Source organism: Roseiterribacter gracilis (assembly GCA_018332375.1).
GTDB classification, from domain to species: domain Bacteria; phylum Pseudomonadota; class Alphaproteobacteria; order BOG-932; family Roseiterribacteraceae; genus Roseiterribacter; species Roseiterribacter gracilis.
In genome coordinates, this window is the sequence record BOPV01000001.1 from 3,107,271 (window position 1) to 3,126,585 (window position 19,315).

Annotated in this window: 15 protein-coding genes and 1 pseudogene; 6 read left to right on the plus strand and 10 right to left on the minus strand. The window is 63.6% G+C overall.

Annotated features, from left to right (window positions below; translation table 11 throughout):
- The first annotated feature begins 35 nt into the window (after positions 1 to 35).
- A complete protein-coding gene (locus TMPK1_RS15550; RefSeq protein WP_420244063.1) occupies positions 36 to 443 on the plus strand; it encodes a hypothetical protein in 408 nt (135 codons plus the stop codon).
- Here the strand turns inward: TMPK1_RS15550 and TMPK1_RS15555 are convergent.
- On the minus strand, positions 440 to 2,962 hold the full coding sequence (locus TMPK1_RS15555) for a M1 family metallopeptidase (protein WP_420244064.1): 2,523 nt from the start codon (positions 2,960 to 2,962) through the stop codon (positions 440 to 442). The genes TMPK1_RS15550 and TMPK1_RS15555 overlap by 4 nt on opposite strands.
- A 161-nt stretch (positions 2,963 to 3,123) precedes the next feature.
- Here TMPK1_RS15555 and TMPK1_RS15560 point away from each other — a divergent pair, with 161 nt between their 5' ends.
- Complete coding sequence (locus tag TMPK1_RS15560) at positions 3,124 to 4,557, plus strand: hypothetical protein (protein WP_420244065.1); 1,434 nt, start codon at positions 3,124 to 3,126, stop codon at positions 4,555 to 4,557.
- A 49-nt stretch (positions 4,558 to 4,606) separates the two neighbouring features.
- On the opposite strand, the gene TMPK1_RS15565 is transcribed toward TMPK1_RS15560, so the two are convergent.
- The 5 genes from TMPK1_RS15565 to TMPK1_RS15585 are packed head-to-tail and all read right to left on the minus strand — an operon-like array spanning position 4,607 to position 9,450.
- Entirely contained in the window at positions 4,607 to 5,686 is a 1,080-nt protein-coding gene (locus TMPK1_RS15565; protein ID WP_420244067.1) for a tartrate dehydrogenase, read from the minus strand.
- Complete coding sequence (locus TMPK1_RS15570; RefSeq protein ID WP_420244070.1) at positions 5,683 to 6,540, minus strand: ABC transporter permease; 858 nt, start codon at positions 6,538 to 6,540, stop codon at positions 5,683 to 5,685. The genes TMPK1_RS15565 and TMPK1_RS15570 overlap by 4 nt, the downstream gene beginning before the upstream one ends.
- Complete coding sequence (locus TMPK1_RS15575; protein ID WP_420244071.1) at positions 6,533 to 7,294, minus strand: ABC transporter ATP-binding protein; 762 nt, start codon at positions 7,292 to 7,294, stop codon at positions 6,533 to 6,535. Before TMPK1_RS15575 ends, TMPK1_RS15570 begins: the two co-directional genes overlap by 8 nt.
- A gap of 15 nt (positions 7,295 to 7,309) precedes the next feature.
- Entirely contained in the window at positions 7,310 to 8,320 is a 1,011-nt protein-coding gene (locus TMPK1_RS15580) for an ABC transporter substrate-binding protein (RefSeq protein WP_420244072.1), read from the minus strand.
- A 56-nt stretch (positions 8,321 to 8,376) separates the two neighbouring features.
- Positions 8,377 to 9,450, minus strand: coding sequence for a tartrate dehydrogenase (locus tag TMPK1_RS15585; protein ID WP_420244074.1), 1,074 nt, complete (start codon positions 9,448 to 9,450; stop codon positions 8,377 to 8,379).
- Between the two features lie 111 nt (positions 9,451 to 9,561).
- On the opposite strand from TMPK1_RS15585, the gene TMPK1_RS15590 reads away from it, so the two are divergent.
- Both TMPK1_RS15590 and TMPK1_RS15595 read left to right on the plus strand, forming a co-directional pair.
- Positions 9,562 to 10,263, plus strand: a complete 702-nt coding sequence (locus TMPK1_RS15590; RefSeq protein ID WP_420244075.1) for a GntR family transcriptional regulator — start codon at positions 9,562 to 9,564, stop codon at positions 10,261 to 10,263.
- A gap of 158 nt (positions 10,264 to 10,421) precedes the next feature.
- Positions 10,422 to 11,480 (plus strand): AI-2E family transporter, encoded by a 1,059-nt coding sequence (locus TMPK1_RS15595; RefSeq protein ID WP_420244076.1) that lies wholly within the window; start codon positions 10,422 to 10,424, stop codon positions 11,478 to 11,480.
- A 3-nt stretch (positions 11,481 to 11,483) separates the two neighbouring features.
- Here TMPK1_RS15595 and TMPK1_RS15600 read toward each other — a convergent pair whose 3' ends face one another.
- Positions 11,484 to 13,004: a serine hydrolase domain-containing protein gene (locus TMPK1_RS15600; RefSeq protein ID WP_420244078.1), complete on the minus strand. Its 1,521-nt coding sequence runs from the start codon at positions 13,002 to 13,004 to the stop codon at positions 11,484 to 11,486.
- Positions 13,005 to 13,109: 105 nt separating this feature from the next.
- Between TMPK1_RS15600 and TMPK1_RS15605 the strand changes: the two genes are divergently transcribed.
- The gene (locus tag TMPK1_RS15605) at positions 13,110 to 13,307 is read left to right on the plus strand and encodes a hypothetical protein (RefSeq protein WP_420244079.1); all 198 of its coding nucleotides are present in this window, start codon (positions 13,110 to 13,112) and stop codon (positions 13,305 to 13,307) included.
- Positions 13,308 to 13,449: 142 nt separating this feature from the next.
- Positions 13,450 to 15,231 (plus strand): DEAD/DEAH box helicase, encoded by a 1,782-nt coding sequence (locus TMPK1_RS15610; protein WP_420244080.1) that lies wholly within the window; start codon positions 13,450 to 13,452, stop codon positions 15,229 to 15,231.
- On the opposite strand, the gene TMPK1_RS15615 is transcribed toward TMPK1_RS15610, so the two are convergent.
- From TMPK1_RS15615 to TMPK1_RS15625, 3 genes and pseudogenes are all read right to left on the minus strand, one after another.
- Complete coding sequence (locus tag TMPK1_RS15615; protein ID WP_420244081.1) at positions 15,228 to 15,605, minus strand: response regulator; 378 nt, start codon at positions 15,603 to 15,605, stop codon at positions 15,228 to 15,230. The genes TMPK1_RS15610 and TMPK1_RS15615 overlap by 4 nt on opposite strands.
- Before the next feature lie 97 nt (positions 15,606 to 15,702).
- Positions 15,703 to 17,685: pseudogene (locus tag TMPK1_RS15620) on the minus strand (PAS domain-containing protein); the annotation flags it as partial.
- Between the two features lie 14 nt (positions 17,686 to 17,699).
- On the minus strand, positions 17,700 to 19,238 hold the full coding sequence (locus tag TMPK1_RS15625; RefSeq protein WP_420244083.1) for an ATP-binding protein: 1,539 nt from the start codon (positions 19,236 to 19,238) through the stop codon (positions 17,700 to 17,702).
- Positions 19,239 to 19,315: the final 77 nt, after the last annotated feature.

A 19,315-nucleotide genomic window follows, 5' to 3' on the forward strand; every position in this document is an offset into this window, starting at 1 on the left:
GAGCGTAGGTTTCACCTGCGAATCGAGGAGCAGAAATGACCGACTCCAATGTCAGTGCGTTGTCGATCGAAGCCGCCATCTACCGGCTGGAATCGCAGTCGCGTGATGCCGTGGCGCTTGCCGAGACGTTGGCGCTGGTGCGCAGCGTCGGCCGCACCGCATCGACGTGCGACGCGCCACGCCTGGCCAAGATCGCCTGCGCTGCCGAAGAAGTGCTGCTGCAGATCGTCGAAGAAGATCTCGGCCCAACGCCGGTGCTGATGACCTTGGTTCTGGTCGCGTTGGACCGGATGAAGCAGGTCCTCAGCGACATTGAATTCATCGGCGTCGAACCGAGCGGTGACGACCGCACCTTGCACGATCTGCTGCGCCAGGCAGCGTTGGGCGCGATTGACGACAAGCCGTCGGCGCGCAGCGAATTCGGCCTGTCGCGCGCCGCCTAATTCAAAAACGCGTCGAGCTGTTGCAGCAGCGACGGTAGCTCTTTTGCACGCTGCCGGATTTCCGCACTGACGAGTCTCGCTTCGCCGCGCCCGTCGCGCGGCAGGTTGGCCGCCGCATACTCGTCCAACCGCGTGGCGCAATCGAACGCGGCGCAATCCGACAACAGCGACGACCCCAGGGCGAAATGCTCGACCGCGTCGGCTGCTTCGCCGAACGCGTTCGGATTTTGCGCCAGAAATTGCCAGGTCAGCGTCTCGTGCCGGCCAGCCAGCGCCAGGCGCGTCAACGTCGGCCCGCGCAGCTCCAACGCCATGCGCCCTTCGCGAATCCGGTCCAACAAGATTTGCGCCAAGGCCGGATCGCGCACTGCGCCGAGGGCTTCATAGAGAAACAGCGTCTCGATCCGGTCGCGGGACGTTTCGGCGCGCGCGAGCAAACGTTCGAACGTCGCCGCATCGGCCGATCCCGCCGCCACGCGCAGCAGCGCATTGGCGATTGCAGGATGCGGTTTGGCGCCTGGTTCGGTTGCCGCCAGCGCAGCCCGCACCACCGTATCGTCGCCCAGCGATCCCAGTGCTTCGACCAACGCTTCGCGCCGCAGCCGGTCGCCGGCCGTATCGCTGTCGCGCGGCGTGATGCCGATCGGATCCAGCGCCGGGCGCAGCACGCTGCGCGCAAAGCTGCGCAGCTTGCGTTGCACCGGGCTGTTGCGCGCCAGCGAGTCCAGCTCGAGCAGGAACGACGCCGCGCTTTGCCACACGGCTGGTGCGGTGTCGGCGGGCATACGGCGCAGCAATTCCAAGCCGCGAGCCAATGGCTGCGCGCCTGCAATCGCCAGCGCGCGCGCATCGTCCAGCAGCACGATCTGGTCGGTCGGCGGCAGGCTGGCGAACCGGTCGCGCAGCTTTTCGAAGGCCGTGTCGTCATAGCGCGTACGCGCATAGCCGTAATCGCCGCCATTCACCGTGAATGGCCCGCAGGCTCCGTCAAACGCGGCTTCGCGTTCGATCGTTGCTTTGCGCAGTGCGCCGTTCGGCATGCGCACGAACAACGCCACAGGATGCGCGTCCTTCTGCGTCACCGTCAGATGTCCGCGCGTGCCGCGACAGACGAGCTTGGCATCCAGCAGCGGCACGCCCTGTCGCTCGGCCAGCGCGCGCGCGAATTGCGCGACGTCGCGGCCGCTTTCTTCCCGCAACACCGCCCACAATTGATCGGTCGTGGCCGACCCGAATGCGAAGCGCTTCATCCAGCGGCGCAGCCCGTTGCGAAACGTCTCGGCGCCCAACTGCGCTTCGACGGCGTGCACGACTGCATAGCCTTTGGAATAGGTGACGTCGTCGAACACGGCGTTGGCCTGATCGGACGAACTCACATTCTGCACGACAGCGTGCGTGGCGTTGACCGAGTCGCGGCGCATCGCCGTGTCCCGGTCGTGCCGGCCTTGCAGGCCAAGCTGCCAGTCGGGATGCAGCAAGTCGGCGGCGCGATGCTGCATCCAGGTGGCAAATCCTTCGTTCAGCCACAGATCGTCCCAGGCGCGCATCGTCACCAGATTGCCGAACCATTGATGCGCAATCTCGTGCGAGATGGTGGCGAAGACCTGCTCGCGTTGGGAATCCGGTTGGGTGGCGGGATCGAACAACAGCAGCTGTTCAAAGAAGGTGACGCCGCCCCAATTCTCCATTGCCTGAAACCCGGCCGAACCCGGGATCGCAATCATGTCCAGCTTGGGAAGCGGATAGGGCGCCTGAAAATAGTCGGTGTAGAGCGCAAGCAGCTTGACCGCTTCTTCCAGCGGAAACCGCCCGCGTTCGATCTCGCCGCGCGGCGTGATCACGCGCACGTCGGTCGTGCCGCTTTTGGCGCTGATGGTTTCGAAGTCACCGATCACCAGCACGACGAGATAGCTCGACATGCGCGGCGTCGGTTGAAAGCGCGTCGTCGCGCCATCCTGGGCCGCAACCGGCATGTTCGAAATCGCCGTCATGCCCGGCGGCGCAACGGTCGACAGTTCAAACACGGCTTTGGCGTCGGGCTGGTCGAGACACGGCATGAAACGCCGCCCGTCCGTCGCTTCGAACTGCGTCGCCAGCAACCGCGCCTTCTTGCCCGACGGCTCGTTGTAATCGACCGCGAAAAACCCGAACGGCGCCTGCCGGATGCGGCCGGCATAGTCGATCGCGATCTCGTGCTTGCCGACCGGCAGCGGTGCGGTCGGATAAATCACCAGTCGCTCGGACTTGGGTTCGACCTCAAACTGCGCCGGCTTGCCGTCGACCGTGACGGTCGCAATCTCCAGCTCGGCTGCGTGCAACGTCACGCGTGCCAGCGCCGCCGTCGCGTCGAGCGCAATCTCCATCCTGCCGGTGAAGCGCAACTTCTCCGCATCCGGCACGATATGCAGCCGGTAGCGCTGGACGGTGAGTTTCTCTTTCAGCTCATCGACGACACCCGACGCGGCGTTGGCGAGGTTGGGAAGCAGCAGGGCGAGGACGATAAGGAGAGCGCGCAACACGAAACGAGCTTGCCCGATTCAGGCGAAGCATCGCTACAGGCGTCGGCCTTCAGCGCGCACGCTTCGCAACGGCGTCCGTCGCCGACCACACGACCGCGCGCAATGTTCAGCGCACCGGGTAGAGCTTGTCCCGAGCGTGTCGCTTACTTTACAGTCGTTGCATGCGTAAAGTTGCAGTATCTGTTGCTTTGCTTTGTTTCGTATATACGTCTGCGGCGGCCGAGGACTGGCCGTCACTAACGCGCGCTGATGTAACGGCCATACGTGCAGCAGTTGCCGCCGATCATCCCGGTTGGGTTTGGGACGGCGATCCCGGTTTCCGCGCGCGCGTCGAAGCCGGGTACGCGGCCGCAATGCAGGCCGCTGCAGCGGCCCGGCATGCATCCAGCTCTTGCGCAGTGGTCAATCGCATGATCGCTCGTTTTGACGACGGCCATGTCGGCGCCGAGTGTCGCGACGAAGAACCCCCGCGCTGGGCAGGCCTGATTGTTGTGCGCAGCCCAGCGGGCGTTTGGCAGGTAGCCGCCAGTCGGCGCGAAGACGTTCCGCGCGGCGCGCAACTTGTTGAATGCGATGGCGTGCCGGTCGAGCGACTATACGAGCAGCGTGTTCGCGAGACACTCGGACGCTGGGAGGTCGAGGCGCAGCGTACGCGGCAAGCGCCGCGCCTCTTGCTCGACGAGCACGACCCGCTGCTGCCGCTGCCCCGGGTTTGCAAAATCACAACAGCCGCTGATGTGCGTGACGTGACGCTCGCATGGGAGCCGATCACCTGGAACGAGTGGCGGGTGGCAAGAAGTGCGGCGATCGGGACCGTGCCGCCGATCGGGTTGCGTCGTGTCGCAGATGGCGGCTGGTGGATTACGCTCAGCTCGTCCGGTGGGGGAGATCCGGCGAAATATCAGCCCGCGCTCGAGAAGCTGATGACGGATCTTGAAGCGAATACGGACGAGCTACGCAACGCTCCATTTGTGGTGATCGACGTGCGTGGCAACTCGGGTGGCAGCTCGCGCTGGGGCGAGAAACTCGCGGTCGTTCTTTGGGGGCAAGACTTCGTCAAATCCGTTCGCCCTGCCCTTGGACGCACTTTGTGGCGCGCGAGCCCCGGCATGCTGGCGCTGCATCGGGAAGCGCAACGCACGCTGCTGCGCTTAGGCACACCGTCGAGCTATTTCGATGGTGTCGTTGCGGGTATCGAAAGCGCCGTCAACGATGGGGCGCTGTTCTATGAGGCAGCGGCGGCGACGCCTTCTCGCTTCGACGTGCCGCCACCTAATCCAGTTCGTGGAAAGGTTGTACTGCTCACCGACAATGCGTGCGGCAGCGCGTGCCTCGACCTAGTTGATCTCATCTATCGCGTGCCAGGCTTGCTGCATGTCGGGCGACCGACCTCGGCAGACACGTTATACCTGGAACTTCGAACGCAAACGCTCGCGGGCGATCGCGTCAAGTTGAGCCTGCCGAGCAAGATCTGGCCCGATCGTCCGCGCCGCAGCAACGTAGCCTACGAACCTTCCGAGCTGTGGACCGGCGACGCGGGCGATGAAGCCGGGATCGAGGCTTGGATCCGCAAATTGGCGCTGCCGGCCGAATGAAACCGCAGCGCTTCGAGCGCGAAGGGACTGCCCGTCACGGCGCCTCATCTTAGCGTCCGTCGTTGCGCACCGCGTCTTCAATCGCCTTGCCGACTTCGACCGTCGTTGCCGTGCCGCCCAGGTCGCGCGTGCGCGGTCCGTGTTCGAGCACGGTTTCGATTGCGCGCAGCACGCGGGCGGCGGCGTCGGGATGGCCCAGATGTTCGAGCATCATCGAGGCACACCAGATCTGGCCGATCGGATTGGCGATGCCCTTGCCCGCAATGTCGGGCGCCGAACCGTGCACCGGTTCGAACAGCGACGGGAATTTGCGTTCGGGATTCAGGTTCGCCGACGGCGCAATGCCGATCGTGCCGGTGCAGGCTGGACCCAGGTCCGACAGAATGTCGCCGAACAGGTTCGAGGCCACGACCACGTCGAACCAATCGGGATGCTGCACGAAGTGCGCGGTCAGAATGTCGATGTGGAATTTGTCGACGTTGATGCCGGGATAGTCCTTGGCCATCGCCTCGACGCGCTCGTCCCAGTATGGCATCGAAATCGAAATGCCGTTCGACTTGGTCGCCGAGGTGACGTGTTTCTTCGGGCGCTTGGAAGCCATCTCGAACGCGAATTTCAGAATCCGGTCGACGCCCGTGCGCGTGAAGACGCTTTCCTGCAACACGAATTCGCGGTCGGTGCCGGGGAACATCTTGCCGCCAACCGACGAATATTCGCCCTCGGTATTTTCGCGCACGACGTAGAAATCAATGTCGCCTGGCTTGCGATCGGCCAGCGGCGACTTCACGCCCGGCATCAATCGCACCGGACGCAGATTGACGTATTGATCGAATCCCCGCCGAAATTGGATCAAAGATCCCCACAGCGACACGTGATCGGGCACGCTGGCGGGCCAGCCGACGGCGCCGAAAAAGATCGCGTCGTGCTTGCCGATTTGCGCCGCCCAGTCTTCCGGCATCATGCGGCCGTTGCGCAGAAAATACGCGCTGCTCCAGTCGAACGAGTCGTAGTGCAGATCGAGATCGAAGCGCGACGCGACCGCGTCGAGCACGCGCAAACCTTCGGGAACGACTTCAGTGCCGATACCGTCCCCCGGAATAACCGCGACGCGTTGTTTGTTGGACGTCATGTCTGCATGCCCCAGCGCCGCACCGTGCGGGCTTCGATGGTTCGGAAGATCAGGTTTTCGACCAGCAGGCCGATAATGATGACGCAGAACAGGCCGGCGAAGACGCTGGGGATTTCCAGCTGGTTTTTCTTTTCGAAAATGAACCAGCCGAGACCGCCCGATCCCGAGCTGACGCCAAACACAAGCTCAGCCGCGATCAAGGTACGCCACGCAAACGCCCAGCCGATTTTGAGGCCGGTCAGGATCGATGGAAACGCCGCCGGGATCAGGATCTTGGTGACATAGCCCAGGCCCGAGAGACCGTAATTCTTGCCCACCATGCGCAGCGTATTCGAGACCGATTTGAATCCCGAATGGGTATTCAGCGCGACCGCCCACAACACCGAATGGACCAGCACGAAAATCAGACTGCCTGTGCCAAGCCCGAACCAGATCAATGCCAGCGGCAGCAGCGCGATCGCGGGCAGCGGGTTGAACATCGAGGTCAGCGTTTCCAGCAGGTCCTGGCCAAAGCGCGTTGAGATTGCGAGGCCGGTGAAGATGGCCGCGATCAGCAGGCCGATCGCATAACCTTGCAACAAGATGCGGATCGAATGGCCGGCGCGCTGCAGAATGCCGCCCGTGCGAATCCCATCCCAGAACGCGTCGACCGTGGCGAGGAAGGTCGGGAAGACCAGCTCGTTATTGACCCAGCGCGCATAGAGTTCCCAGACCAGCGCCAGCACGACCAGAATCGCTGCCTTGCGCACATAGCCCTGGTTCCAGATTCGCTCGAACGTAGTCAGCGGCTTCTGCACCACGCCGAATGCATTGTCGGTGGCGAGCTCGCGGACGAACTCAGGCCGCTCAGTCATGGACCTGCTCCACTTCGTCAGCGAACAGCATGCGTTGAATTTTTTCCGTCAGCGCCATGCCGGTCGCGGAATCGATCTTGTCCTGGCCGTTGCTGTTCAGTTCGGCCTTCACCTGTCCCGGATGTGGCGACAGGAGAAGAATGCGGCTGCCGATTTTGACCGCTTCCGGAATCGAATGGGTGACGAACAACACGGTGAACTTGGTGTCGTCCCACAGCTGCAGAAGTTCATCCTGCATCTTGCGCCGGGTCAGCGCATCGAGCGCCGCGAACGGCTCGTCCATCAACAGAATGTCGGGTTCCATCGCCATGCCGCGCGCGATCGCAACGCGCGCCTTCATGCCGCCCGACAACATATGCGGATAGGAATCGGCGAACTTGGTCAGGTTCACCTTGTCGATATAGTGCAGCGCCTTTTCTTCGGCCGCCCGCGTCGACATGCGCGCGCCCGACGTCAAAGCGAACATGACGTTCTGCTTCACCGTCTTCCACGGCAGCAGCTGATCGAATTCCTGAAACACCATCATCCGGTCGGGACCGGGCTTGGTGACCTCGCGTCCTTTCAAGGTGATGGTGCCTTCGACCGGCGTCATGTAACCGCCGACTGCTTTCAGCAAGGTCGACTTGCCGCAACCGGACGGGCCCAACAGCACGAACCGATCCGATTGCAGCACTTCAAAGTCGACGCGATAGGTCGCGGTGACGAGATGGTCACGCGTCTTGTATTGCAGCGTGACGCCGCGAACATCGAGCAATGCAGTCACCCTGCTTCAGCTCCCGGGAAGATTGTGCACGTTGGGGAAGAACAGATCTTTCCAGCTGGCCGGCTTCACCTTGATGGTGCCGATCTGCTCCATGAATTCGGCCGTCACCATGGTCTTGTTCGGCGTCAATGTCATGTCGATCTCGGGATCGTTCAGCATCTGCATCAGCTGTTCGATCGTCTCGTTGGTGTTGGCCATGCGCTTGTACAGCTCGGCCGCCGCTTGCTTGTTCTTGTTGATCCAGTCGGTTGCTTCGGCGAACGCAGCCGCAAAGGCGGCATAGGCTTTCGGATTCGCGTTGGCGAATTTCGAGGTGGTCCAGACGACGTTGAACGTCGCGCGACCGCCCAGAATGTCATAGTTCTTGGCCACGACGCGAAAGCCCTTGGCCTTCTCGGTGTAGGAGAAGGGCGGCGACGCGAAATGCGCGGTGATAGCGCCGCTGCCCGACAACAAGGCGACCATCGCTTCGGGATGCGGCAGCGACACGGTCAGCGGATCCAGCTTAGCGAAGTTCTCTTTGCCGAAGGCCTGCGCCGCTGCCTGTTCCAGCAACATCGCCTGGGTCGACACTTTCACCGACGTGACCGCGATCTTGTCCTTCTCGGTGAAGTCCTTGACCGACTTCACGTTGGGATTCGACGTGATCAGTTCGACCGGCATGTTGTTGAGCGCGCCGACGCCTTTGACGGCGAGCGGCGAATCCTTGGTCTTCGACCAAAGCGTAATCAACCCCGGCACGCCGCCGCTGGCGAAATCCAACCCGCCCGACAAGAGCGCGTCGTTCATCGCCGCCGGCCCGCCCAGCTTCGCCCAGGTGACTTTGAGGTCGATCCCGCCGTCTTTGGCGTGCTTCTCGATCAGCTTCTGGTCTTCCATGACCATCAGCGCGAGATAGGACAGGCCGTATTGCTGCGCCGCGCGAATTTCATTGACCTCGGCCCGCGCGCGTTCGGCGTAGAGCACGCCGGTGGTTAGCATTGCGGCGAGCAACGCGCATGAAATCACCTTTTTCATCGTCGCTTCCTCCTGGGTTCGTTTGTTTTTCGCGCGGACTTGTTTTGGGTGCCCGCTTAGTCGTTACTGCTGCGGATTGCCTCCACGACGGCATTGGTAATGTCGTCGGTTCTGGCCGTGCCGCCTAGATCGGGCGTGCGCAGGCCCGACGCGGTCACGCGCTCGACCGCGCGCATCAGCCGTTCGGCCGCGGCCGGCTCGCCCAGATGATCCAGCATCATCGCGCCGGTCCAGAAGGTTGCGATCGGATTGGCGATCCCCTTGCCCGTAATGTCGAAGGCCGAGCCATGGATCGGCTCGAACATCGACGGGAAGTTGCGTTCGGGATTCAGATTGGCGGTCGGCGCCACGCCCAGGCTGCCTGCCAGCGCGCCGGCCAGATCGGACAGAATGTCGGCATGGAGGTTGGTCGCGACCACGACGTCGATCTTCTGCGGATATTTCACCATCCGCACCGTCATCGCATCGACCAGTTCCTTCTCGACTTTGACGTCGGGAAAGTCGCGCGCGACTTCGGCTGCGATCTCATCCCACAACACCATGCCGTGGCGTTGCGCGTTTGATTTGGTGACCACGGTCAGATGTTTGCGCGGCCGGGACCGCGCGATCTGAAACGCGTAGCGCATGATCCGCGTGACGCCGACGCGCGTGAAGATCGAGGTTTCGGTCGCGACTTCTTCGGCATGACCGCGATGGGCGCGGCCGCCATGGCCGGCATATTCGCCCTCGCTATTCTCACGCACGATCACCCAGTCCAGCTCGCCGGTTTTCACGTCGCGCAGCGGACTTTCGACGCCGGGCAGAATGCGGGTCGGGCGCACATTGGCGTATTGGTCGAAGCCTTGGCAGATGCGCAGGCGCAGACCCCACAAGGTCAGATCGTCGGGCAGGTCGGGATCGCCGACGGCGCCGAAATAAATTGCGTCGAACTTCTTCAGCCGCTCCAGACCGTCTTCATCCATCATGCGGCCATGGGCGCGGTAATAATCCGAGCCCCACGGAAACGTTTCGACGGTCAGTTTGAAATCCTGACTGCGCTGCTCCAGTGCGCGCAGCACGGCGAGGCCGGCCGGAATTATCTCTTTGCCGATTCCGTCCGCCGGAATCGCTGCGATCTTGTGCTCGCGCAAGGAACTTCCTCCCGGTTGCGCCGCCTCACGTGGCGGTCTCTTCCATGCAAGTTGCCACGCTACCGTCGAGTGCGCATGGTGCGCGAGTCAACTACCCCCGGGGATCTTCAAATGGTTGTCGCGATGCGTGCTGCAGTGCGAGAAGATGAAGCGACGTCGCTCGTCGAAGAGTCGTACCGCGCGCTGAAAGATGCGATCCGGCGCAATCAGCTTCTACCGGGCTATCAAGCATCCGAACAGGAAATCGCCGACCAGTTGGGCGTCAGCCGGACGCCCGTGCACGAGGCCGTGATCCGGCTGCAGCAAGAAGGTTTGGTCCAGGTTCTGCCGCGCCGGGGCGTGCGCATTTGTCCGATCTCGCCGGACGACATCCGTGAAATTTACAATGTCGTGATCGCCCTCGAAGCGATGGCGGCGGAATTGCTCGCGGGGATGGACGCGAAAACGCGCGCACCGGTGTTGGCCGACCTCACCGCACACACGGCGGAGATGGAACGCGCGCTGAAAGCCGACGAGCTCGATCAATGGGCGACCGCCGACGACGCGTTTCACGCGAGCTTGATTGCGGGCTGCGGCAACGGACGCATCGCACGTCTTGGCACTACGATGTCGGACCAGCTGCACCGCGCCCGGATTGCGACCTTGCGCATGCGGCCCAAGCCGAAAAAATCAGCGGTCGAACACCGCGCCATTCTGGCCGCGATCAAAAGCGGTGACGCCGAAGCGGCGCACGCAAGCGCACGCGCCCATCGCGTACGCTCGCGTGATGAGCTACTACCGCTTCTCGCGAAACACGGCCTTTCGCATCTCTAGCATCGCGCCGACTGGGCAATTTCACCGGCGTTCGACAACGTCGTGATCTTCCAGCACAAGTCCATCACGCGCCCGGTTTGCGCGGCGGTGTTCTCGGACAGCATGTTGCAGCCTGAAGCACTGTTGTACGGTCGCGGCGTGCAGATTTGAGGGACCGAATGCAGCCATCTAATCAGGACGACGCGCTGACCCCGCCGCAACGTGCTGCGCGGATGGCGCTTGGTATCGGGCTGACATTGCTGGCGCTGTTCGTGTTGCGTGATTTTCTGCACGCGCTGGGCTGGTCGGTGATTCTGGCGATCGCGACCTGGCCGCTCTATCACCGCTTTGCCGCACGGCTCGGCCGCAGCCCGTCCAGCGCAGTGCCGGCGGGTTTGTTTGCGCTATTCATCGCGCTGCTGGTGCTGGTGCCGCTGGGCTTCGCTGCCGCGGCGGTCGTGCACGAAGCGCGCGTGCTGGTGCATCTGATGCACGACGCACAACAACACGGGTTGCCAGCCCCCGACTTTTTGGCGCGGCTACCGTGGGGCGCCGATATGGCGACACGCTGGTGGGCGATGAATCTCGCCGACCCTGACTCTGCGAAATTGCTGTTCGGTCGCGTCAATCCCGGGATGCTCGCGCGCAGTGAGTTGGTCGGCCTCACCGTGATGCGCCGCCTGGTGCTGTTCTTCGTTACGCTGGTGGCGCTGTTCTTTCTGTTCCGCGACGGCGTGCATCTCGTCGACCGGCTGCAAGTCTTGGGCGACCGCTTGCTGGGACGGTCGGCGCGACGTCTCGAACGCGTGATGGTCGACGCGGTGCGCGGCACCGCCGATGGGCTGGTGCTGGTGGGTCTGGCCGAGGGTGCCGTGCTTGCCGTCGCCTACGCGCTGCTGGGTGTGCCGTATGCGGTCGTGCTGGGTGCGATCACCGGCATTCTCGCCACGATTCCGTTCGGTGCGCCGTTGGTGTTTTGCGCAGCTGCGTTTGTGCTGTTGGTGAATGGCGCAACGGCGGCGGCGATCGCACTCGTCGTGTTCGGCTTTATCGTCGTATTCCTCGCCGACCATTTCGCACGACCGGCGCTGATCGGCAGCACGGTGCGATTGCCATTCCTGTTCGTGCTGCTCGGTATTTTCGGCGGCGTCGCGGCGTTCGGATTGCTCGGCCTGTTTCTGGGTCCCGTGATCTTGGCGTTGTTTCTGGCGCTGTTCCGCGAATGGACCGCGACCTAACGCCTATTTCGGCAGGCGTAGATCCAATGACTGGATCTGCGTCGGCACGTTTGGCGACAGCGTAACCGTCCCCCACAACGCGCCGCGTTCGCAGCGCAGGTCGATGCGTGCCTCCGTCGCGCTGCGCGGCTCGAATTTTTCAATCCCGGTGCAGGCCCCGACTTTGCCGTGCAGATCGGCGAGCGTTTTCTTCCAGCTCGCCGCGTCGTGATCGAGCAGCATGTTCATCGCCAGCAAATCCTTGGCGGCAAGAATGTCGCCTTGCTGCACGACGCGCAGCACCGCATCGCGCGCATCGATCAGTGCGTTGGGCGCTGCGGGCTCGCGCGGTTTAATGAGGCCGGCGCGTTGCAGCTCCACCGCCATCGCACGCACGATATTGCCCGGGCCGGCATAGGTGAGGTTGCTGAACGCAAAGAGACCGACGCCGTGCGTGGGCAGCAGCAGCACGTTCGAGCCATAGCCCGGTAAACCGCCGCCATGCGTCAGGCCAAACCCAAGGTGGCAATCGTTGAGCACTGCCATGCCCAACCCATAGGCCGACGCGGTGTCGCATGCTTCGGGATCGTTGCGGTCGCCGCGCGGTCGAAAATTGACCGCGCCTTCGCCGATCGCGATTTCGCGGATCGTCGCGCGCTTCAAAACCCCGTCGTCGGCACCGTCGCGCGGCGGCCAAGCCGACAACAGAAACGCGACGTATTTGGCATAGTCGTTCGCGGTCGTGTGCAGCCCGCCCATCGCGCCGAAGGCGCCGTGCGCCAGCACCGGTTCTGGTTTCCAGCGATCGTCTTCCCAGCGATATCCAATGGCGCGCTTGTCGGCCGGCACGTCGGCGAATTCCCAACGTGTCGCGTTCATGCCCAGCGGTCGCAGGATCGTTTGCGTGATGTACTCGCTGTAGGGCATGCCGGCGGCGTTCGAAACGATCCGACCGACGATCGAATAGCCAGTGTTGGAATAGTCGAACCCGGTTTGCGGCACGCGCGCGAAGGTCAGGCCTTGCTGCAGCAAGGCGCCGAATTTCTCGTCGCTCATCGCAAGCTGCCGGTCGCCCCACGGGTCGTCGCTAACGAAGCCGCCCATGTGATGCAAAAGGTCGCGCACGCGAATGCGCGGACTGTCGGTGGTCGGGTATTTGAGGCTCTTCAGTTCCGGGACGATCGAGTCCGCCTGCGCATCGAACTGCAATTTACCTGCATCGCGCAGATGCAGCGCGGCCAGCGCGGTGAAATTCTTGGTCATCGACGCGATGCGGAACACGCTGTCGGCGGTGACCGGGCGCTTGCTGTCGGTGTCCTGCACGCCAGCGCTTTTCACGTAGGCGAGTTTGCCGTCGATCACGATGCCGAACACCATGCCGGGTACATGCCGATCGCGCATGAAGTCGGCGGCGATCCGATCGAGCTCGGGTGCAATCATCGTCAGGTCGTTCGAAGCGACAGCGATCTTGGTTGCGGCCGCGTCAGTTTGTGACGGTGCCAGCAAAAGACCCGCGGCCAAGCCGACAAAAGTACGAATACGCATGGATTCCCCTACCCGGCAGCGGCGCTTTTAACGCTCGTATCAGCATGTGTCTGGAGATTGCAGAGGCCGGATGAACCGTTCGGCTTTTCCTTAAGGACGGGAAGTATGTCCATCAGCTCTGTTACCTCATCCTACCAAGTCCCGATTACAGCCAAGGCCCAGGTTGCCGACGAGAAAACCGAATCCAATACGGTGAAGGCCAAAGAGGCCGAAACCGGAAAAGATTCGCCGGCTCCCGTGGCGAAGGCGACGCCGCCCGCGGCTTCGGACGCTTCGACGACCTCGGTCGACGTCAAAGTCTAACCAGTCGATCTGCGACCGGCCCCCTGTGACAATGGGGCCGGTAAAAGGGGCCCGTGCGGGCCCCTTTTTGCGCGCGGACCGCACCAAGTGAGCGGCGTATGGTGTAAACGATGGCGGCTTCGACGCTTGCCCAGGTTTCACCATGCCGTTTCCGACCCTTCCCCCCGCCCTTCAGCGCGCGCTCACTGAGCGCGGCTATGCCGAACCGACTCCCGTCCAAGAGGCTGTTCTGCAAGGGGATTATGCCGGCCGCGACCTGTTGGTCTCGGCCCGGACCGGCTCGGGCAAGACGGTCGCCTTTGGCTTGGCAGCGGCCCCGTCCCTGCTCGACGGCGACGATCGCATGCCGCCGCCGGGCGCGCCGATCGCGCTGATGATCGCGCCCACGCGCGAGCTGGCGATGCAGGTCGCGCGTGAAATCGACTGGCTCTACCAGGGCACCGGCGCGCGCGTCGTGTCGTGCGTCGGCGGCATGGATGCGCGTCGCGAGTCGCGCCAACTCGATGGCGGCGTACATATCGTGGTCGGGACGCCCGGTCGTCTGCGCGACCATCTCGAGCGTGGTGCGCTGGTGCTGGACGCGTTGCGCGTCGTGGTGCTCGACGAGGCTGACGAGATGCTCGATCTCGGCTTCCGCGACGAGCTTGAAGCAATTCTGGACGCGACGCCCGCGACGCGCCGCACCTTGCTGTTCTCGGCGACCTTGCCCAAGGAAATCGTCAATCTCGCGCGGCGCTACCAGAAAGATGCCGAACGCATCTCGGTCGCATCCGACCGCGAACAGCACAGCGATATCGAATATCGCGTCGTCGAAATCGCGCCGCACGAAACCGAACCAGCGGTCGTCAATCTGCTGCGCTGGTTCGAACTGCCCGCGGCACTCGTCTTCTGCGCCACGCGCGAACAAGTAAAACGTCTGCACGGCATTTTGCTCGAACGCGGATTCTCTGCCGTCGCCTTGTCGGGCGAGATGAGTCAGGCCGAACGTACCCACGCGCTGCAAGCGTTGCGCGACGGGCATGCGCGCGTCTGCGTCTGCACCGACGTTGCGGCGCGCGGACTGGATCTGCCCGATCTCGGTCTGGTCATTCAGGCCGAGCTGCCGCGCGACCGCCAGGTCTTCCAGCATCGCAGCGGTCGCACCGGCCGTGCCGGCAAGAAAGGCGTGTCGGTGTTGCTGGCACCCTATCCGCGTCGCCGCGCCGTCGAACGGCTGCTGCAGATTTCGCATATTGATGCGCAATGGTCGGGCCCGCCCGATGCCGAACAGATCCGCGTCAAAGACCGCGAACGGTTGTTGGCGAAAATCGCACCGGCCGATCCGAGCGACGAAGAATTGGTCGAAACTGCGCGTCTGGTTGCCGAAGGCCGCAGCGCCGAAGATCTCGCTGCAACCTTGGTGCGCCTCTATCGCGACTTGCTGCCGGCGCCGGACGATCTTGACGAGCGTGGTTCGGCCCGCGGCGAAGTGCGCGAACGCGCACCGCGGGAACGTCGCGAGCGCGCACCGCGGGATGGCGGCATGCGCGAGCCGCGTCCCGATCCGTCGCGCGCCATCGATGCCGGCGATGCGGTGTGGTTCCGTCTCAATGTTGGGCGCAACGGCAATGCCGATCCGCGCTGGCTGTTGCCGTTCTTGTGCCGTCGCGGTCACGTCACCAAGCGCGAGATCGGGCAAATCGAAATTCGCGAACGCGAAACCCGGGTCGCAATTTCGCGCGACGCAGCCGAGCGTTTTGCGGTCGCCGCAAAACGACCAGACCCCCAGGATCCGAATCTGCGCATCGATCCGGTGACCGATGAGGGTGTCGTCGGCGACGTGTCGCAGCGGCGCGGACCCAAGCCGGATCGCGGCCGTCCGGAAAAATCGCCGTACGAAAAACCGCGCGGCCAGAAGCCCAGCTACAAAAGCAAAAAGCGCTAAGGCGCTTTTGTTGTGGCGATCTGCAACGCTTCGGCAAGGTCGGCGAGCTTGAACGGTTTGCGCAGCATGGGTGCGTCGCCGCGCACCGGTTCGATTGCGTCGGTGTCGGCATAGCCGGTCGCAAACACGATCGGCAGGCCGGGGATGATGTTGCGTACGCGTTCGGCAACTTCGGCGCCGTTCATGCCCGGCATGGCGAAATCGACAATCATCGCGTCGGGTTTTTCGTGCAGGCGCGCCAGACCGCTGGGCCCGTTCGCGGCCAGCAGCGGCACGTGGCCCAACGCGTCGAGCGACTCGCTGAAAAATTCCAGCACGTCGCGATCGTCGTCGATCACCAGCACGCGCAAACGCTTCGCTGATGGAATTGCCACTGCGGTGACGGGCTGCCTGTTCCGGTTCGCCGTCGGCGCGCGGCAGCAACATCAGCACGGTGGTGCCACGTTCCAGCTCGCTGACCAGGCGTGCGATGCCGCCTGCTTGTTGCGCGATGCCATAGACCTGGCTCAAGCCAAGGCCGGTGCCGCGCCCGGTTTGTTTCGTGGTGAAGAACGGATCGAACGCGCGCGCGGCAACCTCGGGTGCCATGCCGGCGCCGGTGTCGCGCACGCTGATTTCGACATAGGCACCGGGTGCCAGATCGGGATCGTCCTCGATCGCGACGTCGCGCGTGCGGATGGTCAGGACGCCGCCGCCCGGCATCGCGTCGCGCGCATTGATCGCCAGATTGAGCACCGACGTTTCCAACTGCGTCGCGTCGGTCAGCGCGTTGCCGGTTGCTTCCAGCGCCAGCACAAGTTCGATCGACGGGCCCAAGGTCCGTTCCAGAATCTCGTGCATCGTCCACAGCGAGTCGCCGACCGCGACCGGCTTCAGCGCGACTTTCTGCGTGCGCGAGAAAGCCAGCAGCTGACCGGTGAGGCGCGTGCCGCGTTCGGCGGCGCGCAAGGCGTTGGCGATCAACCGCGCCGGGCGTGCGTCATGCACATGGTTGCGCACGATATCCAGCGATCCGATCACCGATTGCAGCAGATTGTTGAAATCGTGCGCGATGCCGCCGGTCAACTGTCCCAGCGCCTGCATCTTTTGCGATTGGCGCAGCTGCGCTTCGGCGCGTTCCAGCGCCAAGCGCGCTTCTTGTTCGCGTGTGATGTCGCGACCGACCGCGTAAAGCATCCCGGCTTCGGCGACCGCGATCCACGACAGGTGCCGCCAATTTCCATCGGCGGCGCGCAACCGTCCGACGACGATCGGCGCCGGTTCGCCGCGGCTGACTTTTGCCATCGCGTCGGCGGCGGCGCCGACATCGTCCGGGTGGCCGAGCGGCCAGAATGGTTTGTCGAGCAGCTCGGAGTCGTCATAGCCGAGCAGCTGCGACCAAGCCGGGTTGATGCTTTTCAGAACCCCGTCGAACGTCACCACCGCCATCAAGTCGCGCGACCGCGACCAGATCCGGTCGCGTTCGCGCGTGCGCTGCGCGACGCGATCTTCCAAGGTCAGATTCAGCTGCTGTAGCTGGGTTGCCAGAATACGGTGGCGCGCTTCGCTTTCGCGCAGCGCGGCGGCCGCACGCGCCTGTTCGATCACCGCCCAGGTTCGTTCGGCGACGTCTTCGGCGAGCGCGATTTCCGCATCGGTCCATTCCCGTGGTTCGGGGTGGTGCAGAAAGAAAGTACTGCCCAGCCGTCCATTCTTGACCAACGGCACGACCAGAAAGGCGCGCGTACCGATCTCGCCCGCTTGGTGCTGGCCCGCGCTGCGCGGGTCGCGGTCGATATCGTCAATCGCGACGGTCTGACCGGCGCGCAGCTGTTCGGTCGCGGCAGGCCCCAACAGGCCGCGCGGTCGCAGTTCCCCCGCAAGCGGCGGCAGGCGCCCATCGGTCCAGTCGCGCTGAACCATGGTGCGATTGGCGTCGGTGTCGATCTCGTTATAGCCGACGCGCGCAACGCCGAGATGGCGGCCGACCAGTTCGCACGCTGTGTCGAGAATCGCGTTAGGATCGGACAGGCTGCGCAGCCGGTCGTTGAAGCGCAGCAGAAATCCCTGCCGTGTCGCCAGCGCCGCTTCGGCCCGCTGCAACGCGCGTTCAGTGCCGATATCGCTAACCAGAACATAGATGCCGACGACGGCGCCGCTCGCATCGCGCCGCGGCAGATATTCGGCGCGTACCGTGCGCGTGCCGGTCGGATAGGGCAGCGTCGCTTCGAAACTGACTTCGGCGCCGGCCCGCGCCTCGGCCAGGCCGGCACGAACAAGTTCGAACGCGTCGCCCGACATCACCGTGTCCATCGGACGCCCGATCAACGTCTCGCGATCGATGCCGAACCACGTCGTGTAGGTGCGATTGACGAAGCGATAGCGCAGGTCGGCGTCGAGATACGCAATCAGCGCCGGGACTGCGTCGGCGAGCATCGCGATTTCGTCGGGCGGGGCGGCGAAGCCAGCGTTCATCGCCGCCAGTCTACCTATAAAGCGATGCGCTCCGCGATCCCGCTGACGAACTCCACACTGCCGGGCGGTGGGAACTGGATCGTGATGGTCGTACCGCGGCCCAGTTCGCTCGCGATCGACAAGGTGCCGTGATGCAACTCGACCAGCTGGGTGCAGATCGCAAGCCCCAGCCCGACGCCGTGATAGCGGCGCGTATAGCTTTGTTCGGCTTGGTAGAACGGTTGCTGCACGAACGGCAGATCCTGTTCGGCGATGCCGATGCCGGAATCACGCACGGTGATCTGGCGCGTATGCGACGGGGTCCGCTCGATGGTGACGTCGATCGATCCGCCTGCCGGTGTGAATTTGATCGCATTGCCGATGACGTTCAGCAGCACTTGCCGCAGACGCCGCGCGTCGGCGGACATCACGATCGGCGACGTCGCGGCATGCAGGTTCAGCTGCAACGAGGCTTTGTCGGCTTCGTTGCGCAGCATCGCGACCGCGCCGGTCGCAATCTCGATCAGATCGACCGGGCCACATTGCAGCTTCAACCGGCCTGCTTCGGCTTGGCCGACATCCAGCACGTCGTCGATCAGCCCCAGCAGGTGGCGTCCGCTGTCGGCGATCAATTGTCCGTAATCGCGATAGGCCGGCGCGCCGACCGGGCCGCGCACTTCACCGCGGATCATTTCGGCAAAGCCGATGATGGCATTGAGCGGCGTGCGCAGCTCGTGGCTCATCGTGGCGAGAAACTCGCTCTTCGCTTCGCTGGCTTTTTCGGCGCGTTCTTTTTCGACCCGTACCGTTTCTTCGGCCAGCACGGCTACGGTCACTTCATGTCCGGCACCGCGAAAGCCGCGGAAGGATCCCGTCACCGGGTCGTACATCGGCTTGCCGCTGAGCCGCCACCAGCGCGGCTCGCCGTCAGGCAAGGTCACGCACAGCGGCATGTTGCGGAACGGCGCGTGACTTTCGAACGCGGCGAGGATGTTCTGGAAGTCGCCGTCATCGACGAAGATGCCGACCCGCTCGTGCGGCAGCGTGTAGAGAAGATGCTCGACCGGCATCATCGTCACCTGCGTGAACCGCTCGGACAGATAGGTGATGCGACCGTCGGCGCCGCATTCCCAAAAGAAGTCGCCGGCCAGTTCGGCAATGTCGCGAAAGCGCGCTTCGCTTTGAATGACTTTGCAGGCCTGCGCTTCGAGTACGCGCTGATAGGTTTTCAGCTCGCGGTGCCGGGCCGACAAAGCATCGGCCATGCGATTGAAGGTGGCGCCAAGAACAGCGAACTCACCCGACGAGCTTGGCAGGCAGACGCGGTAGGCTAGGGCGCCGGTCGCGAATTGTTCGGCTGCAACGCGCAGACGGCGTACCCAACGCAGCACGAACAATTCCGCGTGCAGCCAGGCGACCCCGATGATCAGCAGCAAGACGATCAGAATGGCTTCGTCGCGGCCGTCAGTCTCGATCAGGTCGAATTGTGCAAGCAGTAGCGCCGCCGGGATCAGGATCGATGCGACCAACAGCGCAAGACGCGCGCGTAGTCCAACCGCCCATCGCCAAAACATTACGCCACCAGACAGCCGTTATTCTCCAATTCCTGCGCGCGTTTTTGTCATTGCGGGATGCGTCGTCGTTAGCGTTC